The sequence below is a fragment of the Gordonia sp. WA4-43 genome, from assembly GCF_020520305.1.
Lineage (GTDB): Bacteria > Actinomycetota > Actinomycetes > Mycobacteriales > Mycobacteriaceae > Gordonia > Gordonia hongkongensis.
Window position 1 is genome coordinate 2,719,883 of record NZ_CP084736.1, and the last position, 19,695, is coordinate 2,739,577.

Genomic DNA, 19,695 nt, shown 5'->3' on the forward strand with positions numbered 1-19,695 from the left:
GCTATCCGAAGAACGTCCCTGCTGCGTTGCGCACGAGCGGGTCTTCGCCCAAGAGCTCCGCGAGGTGGGCCTCGACCGGTGACGGACGGGTGCTGCGACGCACGCGCAGTGGCGGTCGGACGTCGATGACGTGGCTGGTTTTCAGCCATGAGCGGCGCGCTTGATCGCCGGGCCCCCTGCTCCCTGAGGAGCGCCCGGAGCTTGCGGAGGGCGCGTCACCCCTGCTCCCTGAGGAGCGCCCGGAGCTTGCGGAGGGCGCGTCACCCCTGCTCCCTGAGGAGCGCCCGGAGCTTGCGGAGAGCGCGTCACCCCTGCTCCCTGAGGAGCGCCCGGAGCTTGCGGAGGGCGCGTCACGAAGGGTCCGGCGACCGAGCCCGCGAAACCCTTGTGTGGTCGGTCCGTGGATCTCGTCGCGCACGGTGTTCAGGTGTTCTGCGAACCGCCGCGGTATGTCGGGTCGGCGGTTCAGGCGACCGGGATTGGGTGGGGCGCCGGGTTCGGCGTTCAATCGCCAGACGCAGCGGCCTTCATCAGGTCCAGAGCGCTCGATGTGCGTGGTGTACTGGCCGGGATTGTCGCCGACCATCCGGTTGTGACGGGGACAGGCAGGGGCGAGATCATCGATGTCGGTGAGACCGCCCTTGGCCCAATCTTTGTGGGCGTGATGAAGCTCGATGTGGGTGGCGGGCTGATCGCAGCCGGGTGCCGAACACACTTCCCCGTCGGGACGGGCGAAGGAGACGAGTCGTTGTTCGCGGGTGGCCAGACGTCTGCCCCGCCCGAAGTGCAGCGGCACAGCGGTGGCGTCTTTGAAGATCGCCAACCACGGCTGGACGTCACCGGCCATCGCGATCAGGTCCCGGATGGGAAGCAGGGTGCCGGTGGCGGTGGTGGCGAGTCCGGCTTCTCGGATCAGGTCGGAGAGGTCGGCTTTGATGATCAGTTGGACGGGCAGGCCGCGGTGCGAGGTGCCGAGTGCGCCGTCGGCGAACCCCGCGGCCAGGGCGGCGTCGAGCGCGTCGTGATTCGTCTGGGCGAGAGTGCGACCGTCGCGGTCGGCCGCCGAGGCCAGGGCGTCGGGGTCGGCGGTGCCGGCCGGGCCTTGGGGCGAGGCGGGGTCGTCGGGGTTATTGAGTCCGGGTTTGCCCCACACGGCGAACATCATGGTGAGCCGGGCGGCAAGTGCGGGTGTCAGGGTGCCCGATATTTTGGCTGTCCCGTCGGCGCGTTGCCGGCCGATCCACAGGCCGCGGCGTCGTTTCTGGTCGGTGTCGTCGGACAGGGTGCCGTCGGGATCGAGGTGGGCAAGCAGCCGCGAGCCGAGCTGGGTGATCTCGGCAGGCGTGTGGGCTTCGGCGATCTCGGCCATCTGTCGCTCGGCGGCGACCTTGATGTCGTGTTCGACAGCATGCGGGATCTGGTCGAGGACATCCATGGCGGCCTGGACGTGCCCGGTCCCCACGGATCCGGTGGCGAAAGCCTCTGCCAGCGTGGGGTGTTCAGGTTCGAGACGGTCGCCGTTGAGGCAAGTCAGCGCGGCGGTGGCGTTCAGCTGCTTGCGTCGACGCATCGGGTTGGAGATCCGCAGCCGATGGGTCATGAACTGCATCAGAGTGCGGCAGCCGGTCTTGCGGGGCAGATCACGAGCCTCGATTTCGGCGACTTGCCGGTCGCCGGCGTAAGTGGTTCGAGCGATCGCGCGTTCGGTAGCGGCGGCGACTTCCACCAGTTCTTCGTCGGTGCACGGGGACAAGTCGACGGTCTGCAGTTTGTCGAGGGTCGCGTGCAGTTCGGCTACCAACTCGACGGCCCGCGGTTGCGGCGTGATTGCTTCGTCAGACATTGTCACCCCCCGGAGACGATTGCGCGAATGTATGTTCGAGTGTAGCTGCTATAACTCTGGTGCGCAACGCTTTTCGTTGTCCATTCGTACAGCGCATCTTGTCGGTGGCGCGTGGTAAAGGCAGCCGATTCTCGCACCATCCTGCGGCCGTGAATCAGCCCCCGACCACCGCCGCCGACTGCCTCGCGATGGCGAGTTCCTCATTCGTCGGGACAACGAGCACGTCTACCGCACTGTCATCCGCCGAGATGCGTCGAGCCTGCTTGCCACGCACTGCGTTTCGCTCGTCATCGACGACGATCCCGAACCCTTCCAGCCCTGCCAGCGCACGGGCGCGGACGACTGCGGAGTTCTCCCCCACACCGGCCGTGAAGGTGATGGCATCGACGCGTCCGAGGGCGAAGGCGTAGGCACCGATATATCGGCGCAGGCGGTGGATGTAGACGTCGAAGGCGCGTCGGGCGGCGTCGTCACCGTTGTCCATCAGCTCGGTGATGGCACGGAAGTCATTCTCGCCGCACAGACCTCGAAGTCCCGAACGCTTGTTGAGCAGCGTGTCGATCTCGTCGACGGACAGGTTCGCCACCCGGTTCAGATGCAGGACCAGCCCGGGGTCGAGGTCACCGCTGCGGGTCCCCATCACCAGCCCCTCGAGCGGGGTCATACCCATCGACGTGTCGATCGGCTGCCCGCCCGCGATGGCCGACGCCGACGCGCCGTTGCCGAGGTGCAGCACGATCTGGTTCATCGACGCCGGGTCACGGTCGAAGAACTCGGCCACCCGGCCGGAGACGTATTCGTGGCTGGTGCCGTGAAAACCGTAGCGGCGGATGGCATGTTCGTCCGCGACCGCACGGTCGATCGCGTAGGTCGCCGACGCGTCAGGGAGCCCGTGGAAGAACGCGGTGTCGAACACGGCCACCGAGGGGACGTCGGGGAGCAACTCCCGGGCCGCCAGGATGCCGACCAGGTTGGCCGGATTGTGCAGCGGCGCCAGCGGGGAGATCCGCTCAATCTCCGAGATCACCTCGGGGGTCACCACCGTCGGCTCGTAGAACGACCGGCCACCGTGCACCACCCGATGTCCGACCGCGCTCAGTCCCGCGTCGGCCAGATCGGTTCCGTTGTCGGCGAAGAAGCGCTCCGCGCGTCGGACCGCGGCGAGGTGATCGTCGAGTCCCAATGTCTCGGTGACCGTCTCACCATTCTGTTCGTGTGTCATCGACGAACCGGAGTCGCCGATCCGCTCCGCGATGCCCTCCGCGATCACCGTGCCGTCCGACGGTTGCACCAGTTGGTATTTCAGCGACGACGAGCCGGCGTTGAGCACCAGCACCGCACCCGACGCCCCGCTCATCGGGGACCCTCGGCCTCGGCGGAGGCGACGTTCTCGGCGAGTGGGTCAACACCTTCCTGCTGAGCCTGGATCGCGGTGATGGCGACCGTGTTCACGATGTCCGAGACGAGGGCGCCGCGGCTCAGGTCGTTGATCGGCTTGTTCAAGCCCTGCAGCACCGGGCCGATCGCGACCGCGCCCGCGCTGCGTTGCACCGCCTTGTACGTGTTGTTGCCCGTGTTGAGGTCGGGAAAGATCAGCACGGTCGCACGGCCGGCCACCGGCGAGTCGGGCATCTTGGTCTTCGCCACCGAGGGTTCCACCGCGGCGTCGTACTGGATCGGCCCCTCGACCAGCAGATCGGGTTGCCGCTCGCGTACGAGTTCGGTTGCGGTCTTGACCTTCTCGACGTCGGCGCCCGATCCGGATGTTCCAGTGGAGTACGACAGCATCGCGACCCGGGGATCGATACCGAAGGCCGCGGACGTCTGCGCCGAGGAGATCGCGATGTCGGCGAGCTGTTCGTCGGACGGATCCGGGACGATGGCGCAGTCCCCATAGGCGAGCACCTTGTCGGCCAGGCACATGAAGAACACGCTCGACACGGTGGACACCCCCGGTTTGGTCTTGATGATCTCGAAGGCCGGCCGGATCGTGTGGGCCGTGGTGTGCGACGCCCCCGACACCATCCCGTCGGCGCGCCCGGTGTGCACCATCATCGTGCCGAAGTACGACACGTCCCGCATCTTCTCCTGTGCCCGTTCCAGATCCATGCCCTTGTGTTTGCGCAGCTCGGTGTAGATGCGGGCGAACTCGTCGAGATACTCCGACTCGGCCGGGTCGATGACCGTGACGTCGGAGAGGTCGAGTCCGAGTTCGATGGAGCGCTCGCGCACCGCTTCGGGATCACCGAGCAGAGTGAGGTCGGCAACGCTGCGCCGCGCAAGCCTGTTGGCGGCCCGTAGGATTCGGTCGTCGTCGCCCTCCGGTAACACGATGTGCTTTCGGTCGGCGCGCGCACGGGAGATCAGCCGGTACTCGAACATCTGCGGCGTCACCACGGTCGGCGTCGACACGTTGAGGTTGCGCATGACCTTCTCGGGATCGACATGGGTCTCCATCATCGCCAGTGCGGCCTCGATCTTGTGTACCGAGCCCACCCCCACCTTGCCGCGCGTGTGAGCGGCGGTACGCGCGGTGTCGTAGGTGCCCTGCGGGCAGCTGATGATCGGCAGGGTCGGCTTCAACCCGCTCACCAGCGCCTCGATCATCGGGTGCGGTTTGAGTCCGCCGTTGAGGATGATGCCGGCGAGACGCGGGAAACCCTGTGCGGTGTTGGCGTTCACGAGTGCGAGGAGAACATCCGACCGGTCGGCGGGCGTGATGACCACGGTGCCGTCGGTGAGCCGCTCCAGGATGTGCTCGACGGTCATGCCACCGACCATCACCCGGAGCGCCTCGCGGTCGAGCAATTCCTCGTCACCGCTGTACATCGTCGCGCCGAGCGCCTCCTTGAGCTCCCCCATCGTGGGGGCGAAGAGCACCGGCTCCTCGGGTAGGCACAGCGCCGGAATCCCGGTGCTGCGCAACTGGTCCCGGATCTCGTCGAGGCGGTCGGGGTCGCACCGGTTGGCAACCAGGGCGACGGGGGTGGCATGGGCAGCGGTCACCTCGGCGATCAGCCCCTCGGCCAATCCGTGCATCTCTTCCGGCGACCGGTCGATCGCCTTGATCGCCAACACCATCGGCGCCGACAGATTCGCGGCGATCCGGGCGTTGTAGCTCAGCTCCGACGGGGTGCCGACGTCGGTGTAATCCGAACCCACGATGACCACGCGGTCGCAGCGGGACTGGATCGCGTGGAAGCGCGCGACGATCTCGGCAACCGCGCCCTCGGGATCGTTGTGCACCTCCTCGTAGGTGACACCGAGACAGTCCTCGTACGGGAGGTCGGCCGATTCGTAGTCGAGGAGGAGATCGAGGATCGGATCACGATCCTCCGCGGCCGTCCGCGAGATCGGACGGAACACCCCGACCCGCCCGCCGGTCGCCGACAGCAGGGCCAGCAACCCCAGCGCGACGATGGACTTACCGGTCTCGCCTTCAGCCGAGGCGATGTAGATGCTGGTCGTGGGGTCGGAGACGATCTGATCCGCGCTCGCGGGTCCGTCGACGTCGGCGGTCTGGACTCTATCCGTGGCCATGCGCCCCAGCATAGTGGCGGACGGGCCGGGCAACCCCGGTCCCGGAGTCGGGCGTCAGAGCAGAATACCCGGATTGCACACACCGTCGGGATCGAGCGACTCCTTGACCGCCCGCAACGCGTCCAGGGCCAGGGGCCCGATCTCGTCGTGGTACGCGTCACGATGATCCCGCCCGACCGCGTGATGATGGGTGATGCTGGCACCGGACGCCCGGATCGCGGAATTGGCCGCGACTTTCGCCGCCGCCCACTGCGCCAGCGGGTCGTCGGCGAACGGTGCGACGACCGTGAAGTACAGCGAGGCACCCGACGCGTAGACGTGACTCACGTGGCACATGATCAGCGGCGGCGTACCCGACGCGGTGAGCGAGTCCGTCAGCGCGGCCGTCACCGCGGCGCGCACGTCGTGCAGCCGCGACCAGAACGCGACGGTCTCGAGCGTCTCGACCAACACCCCGGCATCGAGCAACGGGTCGCGAAGGTACGGCCCCGCGAAACGTCCTGTCCGCCAGGCCTCCCCGGGACCATCCCCGAGCGCGCGGCCACCGGCCTCGATCAACATCGCGGACGCGGCGTCACGCCGGCGCGCGACCTCGTCGGCCGCACCCTCATACCCGGCGACGACCAGGCACCCGGCGCCGGCGTCATGCGGCCCGCTCGCTTCGCTCCCGGCGCCGGCGGGATCCGCGAGATTCAACGCCGTCTCCACCTCGTCGGACAGCCGGAGAACCGTCGGCAGGGGACCGTCCTGGGCCAGCCGACGGAGAGCGGTCGCGCCCTCGGCGAACGAGGCGAACCGCCAGGCGTCGAAGACGCGGGTCGTCGGGGCCGGGCGGATACGGATTTGCACGCTCGTGATGACACCGAACACGCCCTCCGACCCGAGGACCAGCTGACGCAGGTCGGGTCCGGCCGCCGACCGCGGCGCGGTACCGAGTTCGATGGTTCCCCGCGGAGTCGCCAACACGAGACCCTCGACCATCTCGTCGAAGCGCCCGTATCCGGCCGAGGACTGGCCGGCCGAACGGGTGGCGGCATATCCACCGATCCCGGCGCCCTCATAGGATTGCGGGAAATGGCCGATGGTCCAACCCTTCTCGCGCAGGAGCGCCTCGGCCGCGGGTCCGCGCAGACCGGCCTGCAGGGTCGCCGTCCGGGAGATCTCGTCGATCTCCACCACGCGGTCGAGGCGGCGAAGGTCGAGACTGATCACGCCGGCGAGTCCGGCGCGGTCGGGCGTCAACCCACCCACCACGGATGTCCCGCCGGTGAACGGCACCACCGCGATCCTTCGCTCCGAACACAACCGCAGGATCGCGACCACTTCGTCGTGATCGCCCGGGTACACGACGAGGTCGGGCGCGTCGTCGGCGTCACCCGCGCGCAACCGCAGGATGTCCGGGGTGGAGTACCCGCGCGTGTGCTGCACCCGTGCCGCGTCCGCGTCGGAGACGTGGTCGGCGCCGACGAGACCCGAGATCTCTTCGCGGACAGCAGCATCGACCGTCGACCGAGCTGGCGAGATGGTGTCCGGGTCGGCGCCGGCGTCGGCTTCCCGGTCCCCGGCCAGCGCAGCCGCGGCGCCGGGCAGTTCGGCCGTGCGCGCCGGGTCTCCCCAGCGCGGCCGAAGCATCCCCACGACGGGGATCGCGGTTTCGTCGGACACGTGCTCGCCGGTCATCGGGCCGGGCCCGGCCGGTTGCCGCCCGTCGGCGCGCCGCCGCTCTCGGTGTCGTCTCGGACGATCGCCCGCACGACCAGTTCGGCGATCTGCTCGTCACTCAGGAAGCTGTCGGGGATGAGCATGAGGGAGTAGATGGTGCGCACGAGGAACTCCGCGGCCCCCCGCGGGGTGGGAAACAGCTGGTCCCCGATCTCGGGTTCCAGATCGGGCAGGGCCTCCGACACGATCTGATGGATGAGCGTGGGCCCGGCCGAATCGTTGGTGGCGACGAGCGCGCGGACCACTTCCTCCGGCTCCTTGCGCAGCACGTACTGCAACGCGTCGTGGTTGCGGATGTAGGGCAGCACGTTCACCACCTGCGCATGGATCTTGCCCGCGGCGTCGGGCGCGGTCGCCGACCACTCGATCAACTTGACCCGCAGCAGCGACACCTCGCGTTCCACGATGGCCGTGACCAGCGCTTCGCGGCCGCCGAACATCCGGTAGGCGGTCGCCCGCGCCACTCCGGCGTGCCGGGCAACCGACGTCAGACTCAGCGTCTTGGCCCCGAACCGGGACACCAGCCCGACTCCGACATCCACCATGCGGTCACGATCCATGCGAAAACCGTAGCGAATCAGGACGAGGCGGGAACCGTCGTGGTGGTCGTCGTGGTGGTCACGGCGTTGCCCGGTGCGGCGTCCTCGGTGGTCGGAGGCGTCGTGGTGATCTCGGCGGGGCCCTCCGGCTCGGATGACGTCGAAGGCGCCGACGGGACAGGCGCCGGTGACGTACGGCGGACCGAAGGCGTCGTACGCGCCGGCTCCGGCGTCTCGGCGCGCGCGGTGATCGTGGTCTGCCGGTCCACGCGGTCGGCACCCGCACCGCCGCCGAGGCAATGGACGACGAAGGTCCTCGGCACATTCGGATACACCGACGCCGTGAGAACCCCACGCGCCCCCGGCCCCATCGTGGTGGCGGCGATGGGATGGACAGCGCCGCTCGGTGTGAGGGTGCATTCCACCGCCGGATTGCGCGTCGCATTGTTGTAGAGACTGATCTGCAATCGGGTCCCGTCGACGCGGTACGAACACCCGGGGATCGGTCCGGAACCGGCGAGCGGTCCGCAGTTCACACTGGGCGACGCCGCGGGCGACTCCGAGTCGACAGCCAGAAGCGTTGCCGCCGTGGCGAAAGTCAGCGATCCGCCGATGGCAAGGCCGGCGACGAACTTGCGCATGGCGATGTCTCCTCGGTTGCGGTCGTGCCGGGAACGCGTCGTGTATCGGGGGGCGTCATCGTCGGCGACGACACGTCCAGGCTACGCGCCGACCGGCCCGTACGCGGTCTCATCGGCAGCAATCGGCGGGCGATGGCGACCCCACCGAGACAGAGGAGTCCCCCGACGATGCCGACGCCGGTGGGCAACTCGTCGAGCAGCGCCCACGACAGGACGATGACGATCGCGGGGACCACGAGGGTGGTGGCCGCCATCGCACTCGCGTCGGTGCGGGCCAGCGCATAGGCCCACGTGGAGAACGCGATCGCGGTCGGCCCGACCCCGAGGTAGATCACCGCCCAGATCGCCCCCGGCTCGGCGCCGGACAGTTCGGTGACGGCGACGGGGGCGAAGGGCGCGGTGGCCACGAGGCCGGCTACCGCGCCCAACCAGGTCGCGGTCAGCGCATCGACGGTACGTAGGGCCGACTTCTGGATCAGCACCCCGGTCGCGTACAGAACCGCCGCGCCGACCCCGAGTACGATGCCGAGCCAGTCGGCGTGCGCGTCCGCGGTGGCGGACCCGCCGGCGGCGATCAGCACCACACCGGCGAAGGCGATCGTCATACCGATCACGAGATGACGCGGAAACCCCTCTCCGAGAAACAGTCCCGCGGCGACGGCCACGAGGATCGGCGCCAGGTTCACCAGCAGCGCCGCGGTCCCGGCGTCGAGGTGGCGTTCGGCCCAGTTCAACAGGACGGTGTAACCCGCGAACCAGGCGACCCCGTACGCCGTCACCAGGGCGAGCGCACGGCCGCGCGGTAGCAGCGGACGGGCCGGCGCCCCGGTTGTCCGTGCGCGCAGACGTACCACCATCACGATGAGCGTCAGCGGGATCACCGCCGCCAGCAACCGCAGGAACGCCATGGAACCCGGCGAGAACGTGTCGCCGAGCGCGCGGATGCCGATGAACGCCGACGCCCACAGCACGACGGTGACGACGGCGGCCAGAGCCGGCAGGGATGCGGTGGCGGACCCAGCCGATGCCGGTGTCGGGCGCGAGGACATGTGTTCCAGATTCACTCATCCGGAACTTCAGGACAAGTGAATACTTGTTCCTTTCATTTCAGCGCCGCTGCACTGTCGCCGCGGTATCGTCGCCCCATGGTCGACATCCACCGCCTTCGGGTTCTGCGCTCGGTCATCGGCGAACAGTCCATCGGCGGAGCCGCGGCCTCGCTCGGATACACGCCGTCAGCGGTCAGCCAGCACATCGCCACCCTGCAGCGCGAGACCGGGCTGTCGCTGGTGGAGCGAGATGGTCGCGGCATCGTGCCCACCGAGGCCGGCACCATCCTGGCCCGCGAGTCCGACACCGTCTTCGAGCAGATCGCCCGTATCGACGGTCTGATCTCGGAGCTGCGCGACGGCCGACTCGGTCAGCTGCGCATCAACTACTTCGCCTCGGCGGGCGCCACCTGGATCCCGCCGATCGTCGCCACCATCTCGCGCGAATTCCCCGGACTGCGACTGGATCTCCGCCTCATCGAGCTGATGGGCCCGTCGTCGGCGGCACCCGACATCGAGATCTATGTCGAGGACAGTCAACGCCCGTCCGCGGACGTGGCCGGGTTCGTCGGACGCCGGCTGACCACCGACCCGTATTCCGCTGTCGTACCCGTGGATTCAGCATGGGCGGCGCTGGAGTCGGTGACCCTGCGCGAACTGTCCCAGGTGCCGTGGGTCGACAACGACGTGGCGCGGGGACCCTGCCGGCAGGCAGTGCTCGACGCATGTACGTCGGTCGGTTTCGTACCCGACTTCAGCGTCGAGACCCAGGACTACCCGACCGCGATACGGTTCGTCGCGGCCGGGGTCGGACTCACCGTCGTCCCCCGGCTCGCGCTCGTCGACCTGCCGCCCGGCGTCACGGCAGTTCCCATCGTCGACCCGACGCCCGCACGCGAGGTGCGGGTCCGGGTACGACAGAGCGGACTCGACCTGCCGCCCGTTCGACGAGTGCTCGAGATGCTCGACGCCGCTGTTGCGCAGGGGTTTTCGTGATCAGCCGAGTTTGCGTAGGCGCGGGGCGAGGTCGCGTTCGAAGTTCTCCAGGAAGCGCTGCTGGTCGTGGCCGGGGGCGTGGAAGACGAGGTGGTTGAGTCCGGCGTCGGTGTAGAACTTGACCTTCTCGACAGCCTCGTCGGGGTCGGAGGACACGATCCACCGCTTGGCGACCTGTTCGATCGGCAGCTCGTCGGCCAGCCGCTCCATCTCGGTCGAGCTGTTGACGCTGTGCTTCTGCTCCGGGGTCAGCGACAGCGGGGCCCAGAACCGGGTGTTCTCCAGCGCCAGTTCGGGATCGGGATCGTAGGAGATCTTGATCTCGATCATCTTGTCGATGGTGTCGACATCGCGCTCGGCCTTTGCCGCTCCTTCGGCGACCGCGGGTAGCAGCTTCTCGGTGTAGAGCTCGGGACCCTTGCCCGAGGTACAGATGAAACCGTCGCCGGCACGCCCGGCATAGCGGGCGACGACCGGCCCGCCGGCGGCGACGTAGACCGGGATCGGTTGCTCGGGAATGTCATACATGTAGGCGCCCTGCGTGTGGTAGTACTCGCCGTCGAAGTTGACCTCTTCCCCGGTCCACAGTTCGCGCATGAGCGTGATCGACTCGCGCAGGCGCGCGAAGCGTTCCTTGAACTCCGGCCACTCTCCCTGAAAACCGGTCGCGTACTCGTTGAGCGCCTCGCCGGTGCCGACACCGAGCATGATGCGTCCGGGGTAGAGGCAGCCCATCGTGGCAAAGGCCTGCGCGATGACCGCGGGGTTGTAGCGGAAGGTCGGGGTCATCACCGAGGTGCCGATCTGCACGCGCTTGGTGCGCTCGCCGACCGCCGCCATCCAGGCCAGCGAGAACGGGGCGTGGCCGCCGTTGTGCCGCCAGGGCTGGAAGTGATCGCTCACCGCAACCGAATCCATGCCGTGCTCTTCAGCCGCGACCGCGATCTCCACCAGCTCGCGCGGATCGAACTGCTCCGCCGATGCCTTGAAACCGAGCTTGAGTTCTGCCATGTCCATCGCTCCTTTGCCACCGGCCCTCACCCGCCGGCGCGGGCCGGTCTGCGGAGTCGGCCCCATCGTCGTGTGACCTCGCATACCAACGTAGAGCATGCGGACAGACGCCGACGTCGGGAGCCGGACGGGACCTCAGCCGGCCGGGGCGACCCAGCATGTTCGCACTCGGGATTCCTCTGGCAGCGAACAAGCTGGACCTCAAGTTGGGTTTAAGTTCTACCGTGGACGGCATGAGTATGCAGTCCGTGGCCTGGGACATGATGTACAAGTCCTCCACCCAGCCCAGCAGCAAGCGATTACGGGGCGACCGCCGGGTGACACTTCGCCGTATCGGTGGGTTCGCCCGACCGCACCGACGCCGGATCGGATGGTTCCTCCTGCTGTCGGTCTTCACCGCGGTGCTGACCGTCGTGACCCCGCTGTTGGCGGGTCGCGTCGTCAACGTCATCACCGAGAGCGGCTCGGAGATGATGATCGTCGGACTCGCGGTCGCCATCGCGCTGATCGCCGTCGCCGAGGCCGCCGCGGGAATCGGGGTCCGGTGGCTGTCGGCGAACATCGGGGAGGGTCTCATCCTCGACCTACGGCGAGCTGTCTTCGACCACGTGCAGCGGATGCCGATCGCGTTCTTCACCCGCACCCGCACCGGGGCCCTGGTGAGCCGGCTCAACAACGACGTCATCGGCGCCCAGCGGGCATTCAGCGACACCTTGTCCGGCGTCGTGTCCAACATCGTCACCCTCACCCTGACGCTGGGCGTCATGATCGCGATCAGCTGGCAGATCACGTTGCTGGCGCTGATCCTGCTGCCGGTCTTCGTGATACCGGCGCGGCGGATGGGCCGGCGCATGGCCGCGCTCTCCCGCGAGGCCGCCGAGCACAACGCCCGCATGTCCACGCAGATGACCGAGCGCTTCTCCGCCCCCGGCGCCACGCTGGTGAAACTGTTCGGGCGCCCCGATCTCGAGTCGCGCGAGTTCGCCGACCGCGCCGACCGGGTCCGCGACATCGGCGTACGGCGGTCGATGTTGCAGGCGTACTTCATGACGACGCTGATGCTGGTGTCGGCGCTGGCCCTCGCCCTGGTCTACGGGCTCGGCGGATGGCTTGCGGTACAGGATCATCTGTCCGCGGGCGCGGTCGTCTCACTGGCCCTGTTGCTCACCCGGATGTACGCGCCGCTCACGGCCCTGGCGAACGCACGCGTCGAGATCATGAGCGCCCTGGTCAGTTTCGAGCGCGTCTTCGAGGTCCTGGACCTACAACCCCTCATCGCCGACGCACCCGACGCGGTACCGGTGCCCGGCACCGAGAGCGGGCGGCCCGTGCCGGTGTCCGTCCGATTCGACGACGTGTCCTTCGCCTATCCGGCGGCGGACAAGGTGTCGCTGGCATCGCTGGAAGAGGTTGCCCAGCTCGACAATCGGGCCGGCACGACGGTCCTGCACCATGTCGACCTCGACGTCCCGGCCGGCAGCATGGTGGCTCTCGTGGGCAGTTCCGGTGCCGGCAAGTCGACCATCGCGAGTCTCGCGACCCGCCTCTACGACGTCGACGAGGGCTCGATTCAGCTGGCCGGAGTCGACATCCGGAAACTGCAGACCGCATCGGTCCATCGGACCGTCGGTCTCGTCACCCAGGACGGCCACCTCTTCCACGACACCATCCGGGCGAATCTCGTGCTCGCCCAGCCGAACACGTCGGATGACGAGATCTGGGACGCACTGCGACGGGCTCGGCTCGACGAGCTGGTCGGCTCGCTGCCCGACGGACTGGACACCGTCGTCGGCGAACGCGGTTACCGGCTGTCCGGCGGTGAACGCCAACGCATGACGATCGCCCGCCTGCTGCTCGCACAACCGTCGGTGGTCATCCTCGACGAGGCGACCGCACATCTCGACTCCACGTCGGAGGCGGCGGTCCAGGCGGCGCTCGGCGAGGCCCTCGAGGGACGGACCTCGATCGTGATCGCGCACCGGCTGTCGACGATCCGGGCCGCCGACGAGATCGTCGTGCTCGAAGCCGGGCGCGTCGTCGAACGCGGTGATCATCCGACGCTCCTGGCACGCAACGGACGCTACGCCGAGCTCTACCGGACGCAGTTCGCCGAGGACGACCCCGAGGACTCGGATTCGCTGACGGCGTGACCCTTCGTGACGCGGCCTCCGCAAGCTCCGCCCGCTCCTCAGGGAGCGGTGGCAGACGCGGCCCGGTTTCCTGCTCCCTGAGGTGCGAACGAAGCGAGCCCAACCACCGCTCCCTGAGGAGGCCGGAGCCTGCGGAGGCCGTCACGAAGGGTCTCGCAAGGTGTCTCACCAGGCCCTTCGTGGCTCGTCGCTAGCGCTCCTCGCACCTCAGGGAGCAATGGATATGTCGTTCTCTCGGATCAGGGAGCAGGGGTGAGCTCAGTCGTCGAGGTCGTCGAAGTTGTCGATCAGGCCGCGGCGCCGGGGGCGATCGTCGGCGTCCTTGACCCGCTCACCGAGGCGGCGCCGGAGCTGCATGGCGATCAACACGACGTTCACGATCACCACGGCGATCCCGACGGCCACCCAGAACCACCGGCCGTCCTGCCACCAGCCGACCGTCAGCCAGCCGATGCAGAAGATGAGGATGGTCGCGCCGACGATGGTCAGCGTCATCGAGAACGTCTGCGCGCTCCGCGAGAAGTCGGGGCCGGTGGTCACGATGATCTCCTGCAGTGGTGGACAGCTGATGGTCGCGGCCGCCGACATGGGCAGCGTGCCGTTGTGGAGCGCAGGTCAGGACTGGATCACCATGGCAACCGCGACGAGGACGGCCACCACCACTATCGCAGCGACCACAAGCATGACCTGCGTCGGCCCCGGCATCTCGCCACCGGAGGTCAGCGCTCGCGTGGTCCGTCGCCACCGCCAGGCCCCGAGAACCGCCAGCGAGGCACCGAGTCCGACCATCACGACGCCGAGCGTGATGTCGACCATCGGCGTCGTCTCGTCGGGAGCGAGGTAGACCACCGCGATACCGGCCGCCATGAAGCCGAGTGCGGTCCGGACCCAGGCGAGCAGCGTTCGTTCGGCGGCGAGGGTGAATCGGGCGTCCACTGCGCCTGGCGGTCTGGTCTCCAGCTCGTCGGCGTACGACTGCCCCGGGTTCACCGCATCCGGAGTCGCCGGGTTCGGGGCACTCACCCCGTCAGCCGGCCCGTTTGCCCGTTCGCTCGTCAGTGCTCTTGCCCTCTCGGATCGCTTCGGCGGCGAAGGCCGCGGTCACCTCGACCGCGTCCAGGGTCTCCGGGTGGCGGGCGCTCAACACCGGGAAGGCGTGCACCTGCCATGCGTAGAGGTGCGCCACGGCCGTGACGCCCGCAGCGTCGAGCGACTCGACGAGGTCGATGACGTCGGGCTCGAGCATCTCACCTTCGGCCGCGACCAGCACGGTCGGCGGGAACGAGGTGAGATCGGCGTCGGCGATGCGGCGCACACCGGTCAGCTGGACGGGCCCCTGGTCGAACTGGGGCGCCAGCCGGGCCATCTTCGACTTGGGCAGATAGGCGTCGGATCGACTCGAACGGTCCGGGTGGACCCCCAGGTCCATGTCGAGGAGCGGCGAGAACCCGATCAGCGCCGTGGGTGTGGGCAGGCCGCGGGCTGCGGCGGCCTCGACCACCTTCGCGGCCAGGAAACCGCCGGCCGAGTCACCGGCGACGATCACCCGTCGGAAGCCACGCTCGTTGATCAGCTCCGCGTAGGCGTCGACCGCGTCCACAACGGACGTCCCGACACCGGCCTTCGGCAGCTGCCGGTACTCGAGTGCGAACACCGGCACCTCACACGCCCGCGCCATCCGCGCGGCGATCGATCGGTGGGTGCCGAGCCCGCAGACCACGAAGGCCCCGCCGTGCAGGTAGAGCATCGCGGTGTCGCCGTCCCGGCGGGACGGTCCGACCGGCATGATCAGCTCGGCGGGTCGCCCGGCGAGGACCAGCTGCTCACGGACCACGCCGCGGGGTTTGGGTCCAACGGCAAAGATGCGGTCGATGAGGAACAGCCCCGCCAGCCCCTGCTTGTTGACCGGCCACAGCGCCAGGGTCGGTTTCAGCAGCGCACGCGCACCGAACCAGATGGGGAACGACCGCAGGCTCGGCCGACGGTGATGAACGATGGGCATCAGATTCCTCCTGTGCCCGAACGTACACCCCGGGAGCGTCCGTTTCAGTCCGTTCGTCGGGGTCGCCGTTCATGGTGTCGAGGTCGTTCGGTCACCTTCGTCGGCTATATTCTCGGACTCGTGACCAGATCGCGGATGCGCCCGGCAGGTGCCGTTTAGGTGCCCATTCCACCTCAATTCCTCCTGTCTGCACAGGCAGACCCGCCGCGCACCCTCTGCGACGTGCTCACCGCCACCGCGCGTGCACACCCGGATGCCGCGGCCATCGACGACGGCGAGATGACCCTCACCTACGGCCAGTTGCTGGCCGTGGTCCGCCGCACGGTCGCACGTCTCGGCGAGGTCGGCGTCGGGCGGGGAAGCCGGGTCGGCATCCGGATGCCGTCGGGGTCGCGGGACCTGTACGTCGCGATCCTGGCGACCCTCTATGCCGGCGCCGCGTATGTGCCGGTCGACGCCGACGACCCGGACGAACGCGCCGAGCTCGTCTTCGGCGAGGCCGAGGTCGACGCCATCGTCGACGCCGACGGACCCCGTTCGACGAAACCGGCGTCGACGCCCGCGCAATCTCCTGCCCGCCCCACACCCGACGACGACGCGTGGATCATCTTCACCTCCGGTTCCACCGGCAAGCCGAAGGGCGTCGCGGTCACCCACCGCAACGCGGCGGCGTTCGTCGACGCCGAGGCGGCCATGTTCCTGCCGGACGCCCCGATCGGCCCGCACGACCGTGTCCTGGCCGGACTGTCGGTCGCGTTCGACGCCTCGTGCGAGGAGATGTGGCTGGCGTGGCGCAACGGCGCGTGCCTGGTGCCCGCACCGCGCTCGCTGGTCCGCAGCGGCATGGACCTCGGTCCGTGGTTGGTGGCGCGCGACATCACGATCGTGTCGACGGTTCCCACGCTGGCATCCCTGTGGCCGCCGGAGGCGCTGGAAGCCGTGCGGCTGTTGATCTTCGGCGGCGAGGCCTGCCCGCCCGAGCTCGCCGACCGGCTCGCCGTCACAGGTCGCGAGGTGTGGAACACCTACGGCCCCACCGAGGCGACGGTCGTGGCGTGCGCCGCCCCGCTGGGCGGCGACGGCCCGGTCCGTATCGGATTGCCGCTGCGCGGTTGGGATCTCGCGGTCGTCGATGCCCAGGGCCAACCGGTGGCCGAAGGCGAGGTCGGCGAACTGGTTATCGGCGGCGTCGGCCTGGCGCGCTACCTCGATCCCGCGAAGGACGCGGAGAAGTACGCACCGATGCCCACGCTCGGCTGGGAACGCGCCTATCGCAGTGGCGATCTCGTGCGCCTGGACACCGCCGGCCTGTTGTTCATGGGCCGCGCCGACGACCAGGTGAAGGTCGGCGGACGGCGCATCGAACTCGGCGAGATCGACAACGCTCTGCAGAACCTGCCCGGCGTGAGCGGAGCCGCAGCCGCGGTCCGCAAGTCCGCGGCCGGCAACAGTCTGCTCGTCGGCTATCTCGTGTCGGCCGATCCCGGCTTCGACGTCGCCGAGGCGCACGCCGAGCTGCGGCGACAGCTGCCCGCCGCGATGGTCCCCACCCTCGCCCTCGTCGACGAATTGCCTACGCGCACTTCGGGAAAGGTTGATCGTGATGCGCTGCCCTGGCCCCTGCCGGGCAGCGACAGACCAGTGGATGACGACGTTGAACTCAGCGAGACCGAACTGTGGCTGGCGCAGCTGTGGACCGACGTCCTCGGCATGACCGTCTCCAGCCCGGACGTCGACTTCTTTGCCGAGGGCGGTGGATCACTGGCCGCGGCCCAGCTCGTCACCGCGGTGCGGGAACGCTACCCCGACATCTCGGTGGCCGATCTCTACGACCGTCCGCGCCTCGGGTCCATGGCCGAGATGCTCGACGCCCGCCGCCCGACGACGAGCATCGATGAACGCCTCGTCGAACCGACCCCACGCTCGGCCGGGCTGGCGCAGCTCCTGCTGACCATCCCGCTGACGACGCTCACCGGATTGCAGTGGGCCACATGGCTCGGTGTGGCGAACAACGTGGCGCTGCTCGTCGCCGACCGGATGGATCGCACGGTCGAGTGGCTGGTCGAGATCAACTGGTGGGTCCTGCTCGCGGCGTTCCTGATCTTCATCACCCCGCCCGGTCGCATGTGCATCGCGGCGCTCGGTGCGCGGGTGCTCCTCGCCGGGGTCGCTCCGGGCGTTCATCCGCGGGGCGGGAGCGTCCACGTCCGGTTGTGGGTGGCCGAGCGACTCCTCGACGCCAGCGGTGCCGCCAACCTGTCCGGTGCGCCGTGGATGATCTACCTCGCGCGGGCTCTCGGGGCGTCGATCGGGCGCGGCGTCGACCTGCACACCATCCCACCGGTGACCGGACTGCTCACGGTCGGGGACGGCGCGTCCGTCGAACCCGAGGTCGACATCTCCGGATGGTGGATCGACGGCGACGACGTCCACATCGGCGAGATCGCCATCAAACGCGGCGCGTCGATCGGCGCCCGGTCGACGCTCACCCCTGGTGCGGTCGTCGGACGTGACGCGGTCGTCGCCCCGGGTTCGGCGGTGTTCGGGCGGGTCAAGGCCCGGCAGCACTGGGCCGGGTCGCCCGCGGTGAAGATCGGCAAGGCCGAGCATCCCTGGCCCGACCACCGGCCCCCGCGGGCGACGTGGTGGGTACCCATCTACGGACTGTCGTCGTTGGGGCTCGCCGCGATCCCCCTGCTCTCGCTGGCCTCGGGCCTGGCCGTCATCGGCGCCTGGGCGCTGACCGCGGACCGGTTGCGCGACGTCGGGATCCGCGCGCTGATCCTGTTACCCGTGGCCACCGTGACGAGCCTGTTCGTGTTCGCGGCGATCACCGCGGTCCTGGTCCGGCTCGCCTCGATCGGGCTCCACACCGGGTATCACCCGGTCCGGTCCCGCGTCGGCTGGCAGGTCTGGATCACCGAACGCCTCCTCGACGCGGCCCGCACGTATCTGTTCCCGCTGTATGCCAGCCTGCTGACCCCCACGTGGTTCCGCATCCTCGGCGCGAAGGTCGGCGAGGGAACCGAGATCTCGACCGCGCTCGTGCTCCCCCGATTCACCACGATCGGCGACGGCGCCTTCCTCGCCGACGACACGATGGTCGCGTCGTACGAACTCGGCGGCGGCTGGCTGCACATCGACGAGGCGAAGATCGGCAAGCGCTCATTCCTCGGCAACTCCGGCATGACCGGCCCCGGGCGCAAGGTCCCCAAGAACGGTCTGGTGGCCGTGCTGTCGGCGACGCCCGACCGGGCCAAGTCGGGCTCGAGTTGGCTGGGCAGCCCACCGGTCCGCCTGCGCCGCACCGCCGCCGAGATCGACACCTCGCGCACCTTCGACCCGCCGGCGACGCTCAAGGTCGCCCGCTCGCTGATCGAGACATTGCGCCTCGTGCCGGTCATGGTCTCGTTCGGGCTCGGCGTCGGACTACTGCTCGCGCTGCAGTACGTGGCCGTCCATGAGCACTACGGGCTCGCGGCAGCGGTGAGCGGTCTGCTCCTGCTGGTCGTCGGCGCGATCGCCTGCGTCACCGCGGCGGCGGCGAAATGGCTGGTCGTCGGCCGCATCACGGTGAGCGAACATCCGCTGTGGAGTTCGTTCGTGTGGCGGAACGAGCTGTCCGACGCCTTCGTCGAGACAGTCGCGGCTCCGTGGTTCGCCAACGCCGCGACCGGCACGCCGATCCTCAACCTGTGGCTGCGGATGCTCGGCGCCAAGATCGGCCGCGGCGTCTGGTGCGAGACCTACTGGCTCCCCGAGGCCGACCTCGTCACCCTCGGCGACGGCGCGACCGTGCAGCGCGGCTGCGTCGTGCAGACCCACCTGTTCCACGATCGGGTCATGGCCATCGACCGTGTCACGCTCGGGGCGGGCGCGACCCTCGGCCCGCACTGCGTCGCCCTACCGGCGTCCGGACTCGGCGACTCGGCGACCGTCGGGCCGGCATCGCTGGTCATGCGCGGCGACGTGGTCCCGGCCCACACCCGCTGGCAGGGGAACCCGATCGCTCCCTGGCCGCGCTGATCCGAAGGGACCGCATAACCGCAGGTCACAGCCCCTGCTCCCTGAGGTGCGAGGAGCGAAAGCGACGAGCCACGAAGGGTTGGCGACGCATCTCACCAGGACCCTTCGTGACGCTCGCAAGCTCGCTCCTCAGGGAGCAAAGATGTGACGCTCGCAAGCTCCGGCCTCCTCAGGGA

Annotated in this window: 14 protein-coding genes; 3 read left to right on the top strand and 11 right to left on the bottom strand. The window is 68.9% G+C overall.

The features are described from left to right. Position 1: 1 nt before the first annotated feature. From LEL84_RS12205 to LEL84_RS12235, 7 genes are all read right to left on the bottom strand, one after another. Entirely contained in the window at positions 2-1,843 is a 1,842-nt protein-coding gene (locus LEL84_RS12205) for an HNH endonuclease signature motif containing protein (RefSeq protein ID WP_226511747.1), read from the bottom strand. Between the two features lie 154 nt (positions 1,844-1,997). After that, positions 1,998-3,200: an acetate kinase gene (locus LEL84_RS12210; RefSeq protein WP_226511748.1), complete on the bottom strand. Its 1,203-nt coding sequence runs from the start codon at positions 3,198-3,200 to the stop codon at positions 1,998-2,000. Further along, positions 3,197-5,395 (bottom strand): phosphate acetyltransferase, encoded by a 2,199-nt coding sequence (gene pta, locus LEL84_RS12215; RefSeq protein WP_226511749.1) that lies wholly within the window; start codon positions 5,393-5,395, stop codon positions 3,197-3,199. The genes LEL84_RS12210 and pta overlap by 4 nt, the downstream gene beginning before the upstream one ends. A gap of 42 nt (positions 5,396-5,437) precedes the next feature. Continuing rightward, entirely contained in the window at positions 5,438-7,063 is a 1,626-nt protein-coding gene (locus LEL84_RS12220; protein ID WP_226511750.1) for an FAD-binding oxidoreductase, read from the bottom strand. Beyond that, complete coding sequence (locus LEL84_RS12225) at positions 7,060-7,665, bottom strand: TetR/AcrR family transcriptional regulator (protein ID WP_226511751.1); 606 nt, start codon at positions 7,663-7,665, stop codon at positions 7,060-7,062. Before LEL84_RS12225 ends, LEL84_RS12220 begins: the two co-directional genes overlap by 4 nt. Before the next feature lie 17 nt (positions 7,666-7,682). Continuing rightward, on the bottom strand, positions 7,683-8,285 hold the full coding sequence (locus LEL84_RS12230) for a hypothetical protein (RefSeq protein WP_226511752.1): 603 nt from the start codon (positions 8,283-8,285) through the stop codon (positions 7,683-7,685). After that, complete coding sequence (locus tag LEL84_RS12235) at positions 8,243-9,334, bottom strand: DMT family transporter (protein WP_226511753.1); 1,092 nt, start codon at positions 9,332-9,334, stop codon at positions 8,243-8,245. The genes LEL84_RS12230 and LEL84_RS12235 overlap by 43 nt, the downstream gene beginning before the upstream one ends. A 96-nt stretch (positions 9,335-9,430) precedes the next feature. Between LEL84_RS12235 and LEL84_RS12240 the strand changes: the two genes are divergently transcribed. Next, a complete protein-coding gene (locus tag LEL84_RS12240) occupies positions 9,431-10,330 on the top strand; it encodes a LysR family transcriptional regulator (RefSeq protein ID WP_058249597.1) in 900 nt (299 codons plus the stop codon). Here the strand turns inward: LEL84_RS12240 and fgd are convergent, their stop codons facing one another. After that, positions 10,331-11,341 carry a glucose-6-phosphate dehydrogenase (coenzyme-F420) gene (fgd, locus tag LEL84_RS12245; RefSeq protein ID WP_058249913.1) on the bottom strand — a complete coding sequence of 337 codons (1,011 nt, stop codon included), beginning with the start codon at positions 11,339-11,341 and terminating at the stop codon, positions 10,331-10,333. Positions 11,342-11,574: 233 nt separating this feature from the next. Between fgd and LEL84_RS12250 the strand changes: the two genes are divergently transcribed. Further along, the gene (locus LEL84_RS12250) at positions 11,575-13,491 is read left to right on the top strand and encodes an ABC transporter ATP-binding protein (protein ID WP_065630451.1); all 1,917 of its coding nucleotides are present in this window, start codon (positions 11,575-11,577) and stop codon (positions 13,489-13,491) included. A 258-nt stretch (positions 13,492-13,749) separates the two neighbouring features. Here LEL84_RS12250 and LEL84_RS12255 read toward each other — a convergent pair whose 3' ends face one another. From LEL84_RS12255 to LEL84_RS12265, 3 genes are all read right to left on the bottom strand, one after another. After that, positions 13,750-14,031: a hypothetical protein gene (locus LEL84_RS12255; RefSeq protein WP_068972085.1), complete on the bottom strand. Its 282-nt coding sequence runs from the start codon at positions 14,029-14,031 to the stop codon at positions 13,750-13,752. 75 nt (positions 14,032-14,106) lie between these two features. Further along, a complete protein-coding gene (locus LEL84_RS12260; RefSeq protein WP_068972081.1) occupies positions 14,107-14,514 on the bottom strand; it encodes a YidH family protein in 408 nt (135 codons plus the stop codon). A gap of 4 nt (positions 14,515-14,518) precedes the next feature. Beyond that, positions 14,519-15,493, bottom strand: coding sequence for an alpha/beta hydrolase (locus LEL84_RS12265; protein ID WP_165629467.1), 975 nt, complete (start codon positions 15,491-15,493; stop codon positions 14,519-14,521). A gap of 159 nt (positions 15,494-15,652) precedes the next feature. Here LEL84_RS12265 and LEL84_RS12270 point away from each other — a divergent pair, with 159 nt between their 5' ends. Next, complete coding sequence (locus LEL84_RS12270; protein WP_165629466.1) at positions 15,653-19,519, top strand: Pls/PosA family non-ribosomal peptide synthetase; 3,867 nt, start codon at positions 15,653-15,655, stop codon at positions 19,517-19,519. The last annotated feature ends 176 nt before the right edge of the window (positions 19,520-19,695 follow it).

What these genes read in the sequence shown, in the direction of transcription:
- fgd (WP_058249913.1), bottom strand. Translation starts at nt 11,341, where the DNA reads ATGGCAGAACTCAAGCTCGGTTTCAAGGCATCGGCGGAGCAGTTCGAT.
- LEL84_RS12250 (WP_065630451.1), top strand. Translation starts at nt 11,575, where the DNA reads ATGAGTATGCAGTCCGTGGCCTGGGACATGATGTACAAGTCCTCCACC.
- pta (WP_226511749.1), bottom strand. Translation starts at nt 5,395, where the DNA reads ATGCTGGGGCGCATGGCCACGGATAGAGTCCAGACCGCCGACGTCGAC.
- LEL84_RS12265 (WP_165629467.1), bottom strand. Translation starts at nt 15,493, where the DNA reads ATGCCCATCGTTCATCACCGTCGGCCGAGCCTGCGGTCGTTCCCCATC.
- LEL84_RS12230 (WP_226511752.1), bottom strand. Translation starts at nt 8,285, where the DNA reads ATGCGCAAGTTCGTCGCCGGCCTTGCCATCGGCGGATCGCTGACTTTC.
- LEL84_RS12220 (WP_226511750.1), bottom strand. Translation starts at nt 7,063, where the DNA reads ATGACCGGCGAGCACGTGTCCGACGAAACCGCGATCCCCGTCGTGGGG.
- LEL84_RS12235 (WP_226511753.1), bottom strand. Translation starts at nt 9,334, where the DNA reads ATGTCCTCGCGCCCGACACCGGCATCGGCTGGGTCCGCCACCGCATCC.
- LEL84_RS12240 (WP_058249597.1), top strand. Translation starts at nt 9,431, where the DNA reads ATGGTCGACATCCACCGCCTTCGGGTTCTGCGCTCGGTCATCGGCGAA.
- LEL84_RS12225 (WP_226511751.1), bottom strand. Translation starts at nt 7,665, where the DNA reads ATGGATCGTGACCGCATGGTGGATGTCGGAGTCGGGCTGGTGTCCCGG.
- LEL84_RS12205 (WP_226511747.1), bottom strand. Translation starts at nt 1,843, where the DNA reads ATGTCTGACGAAGCAATCACGCCGCAACCGCGGGCCGTCGAGTTGGTA.
- LEL84_RS12210 (WP_226511748.1), bottom strand. Translation starts at nt 3,200, where the DNA reads ATGAGCGGGGCGTCGGGTGCGGTGCTGGTGCTCAACGCCGGCTCGTCG.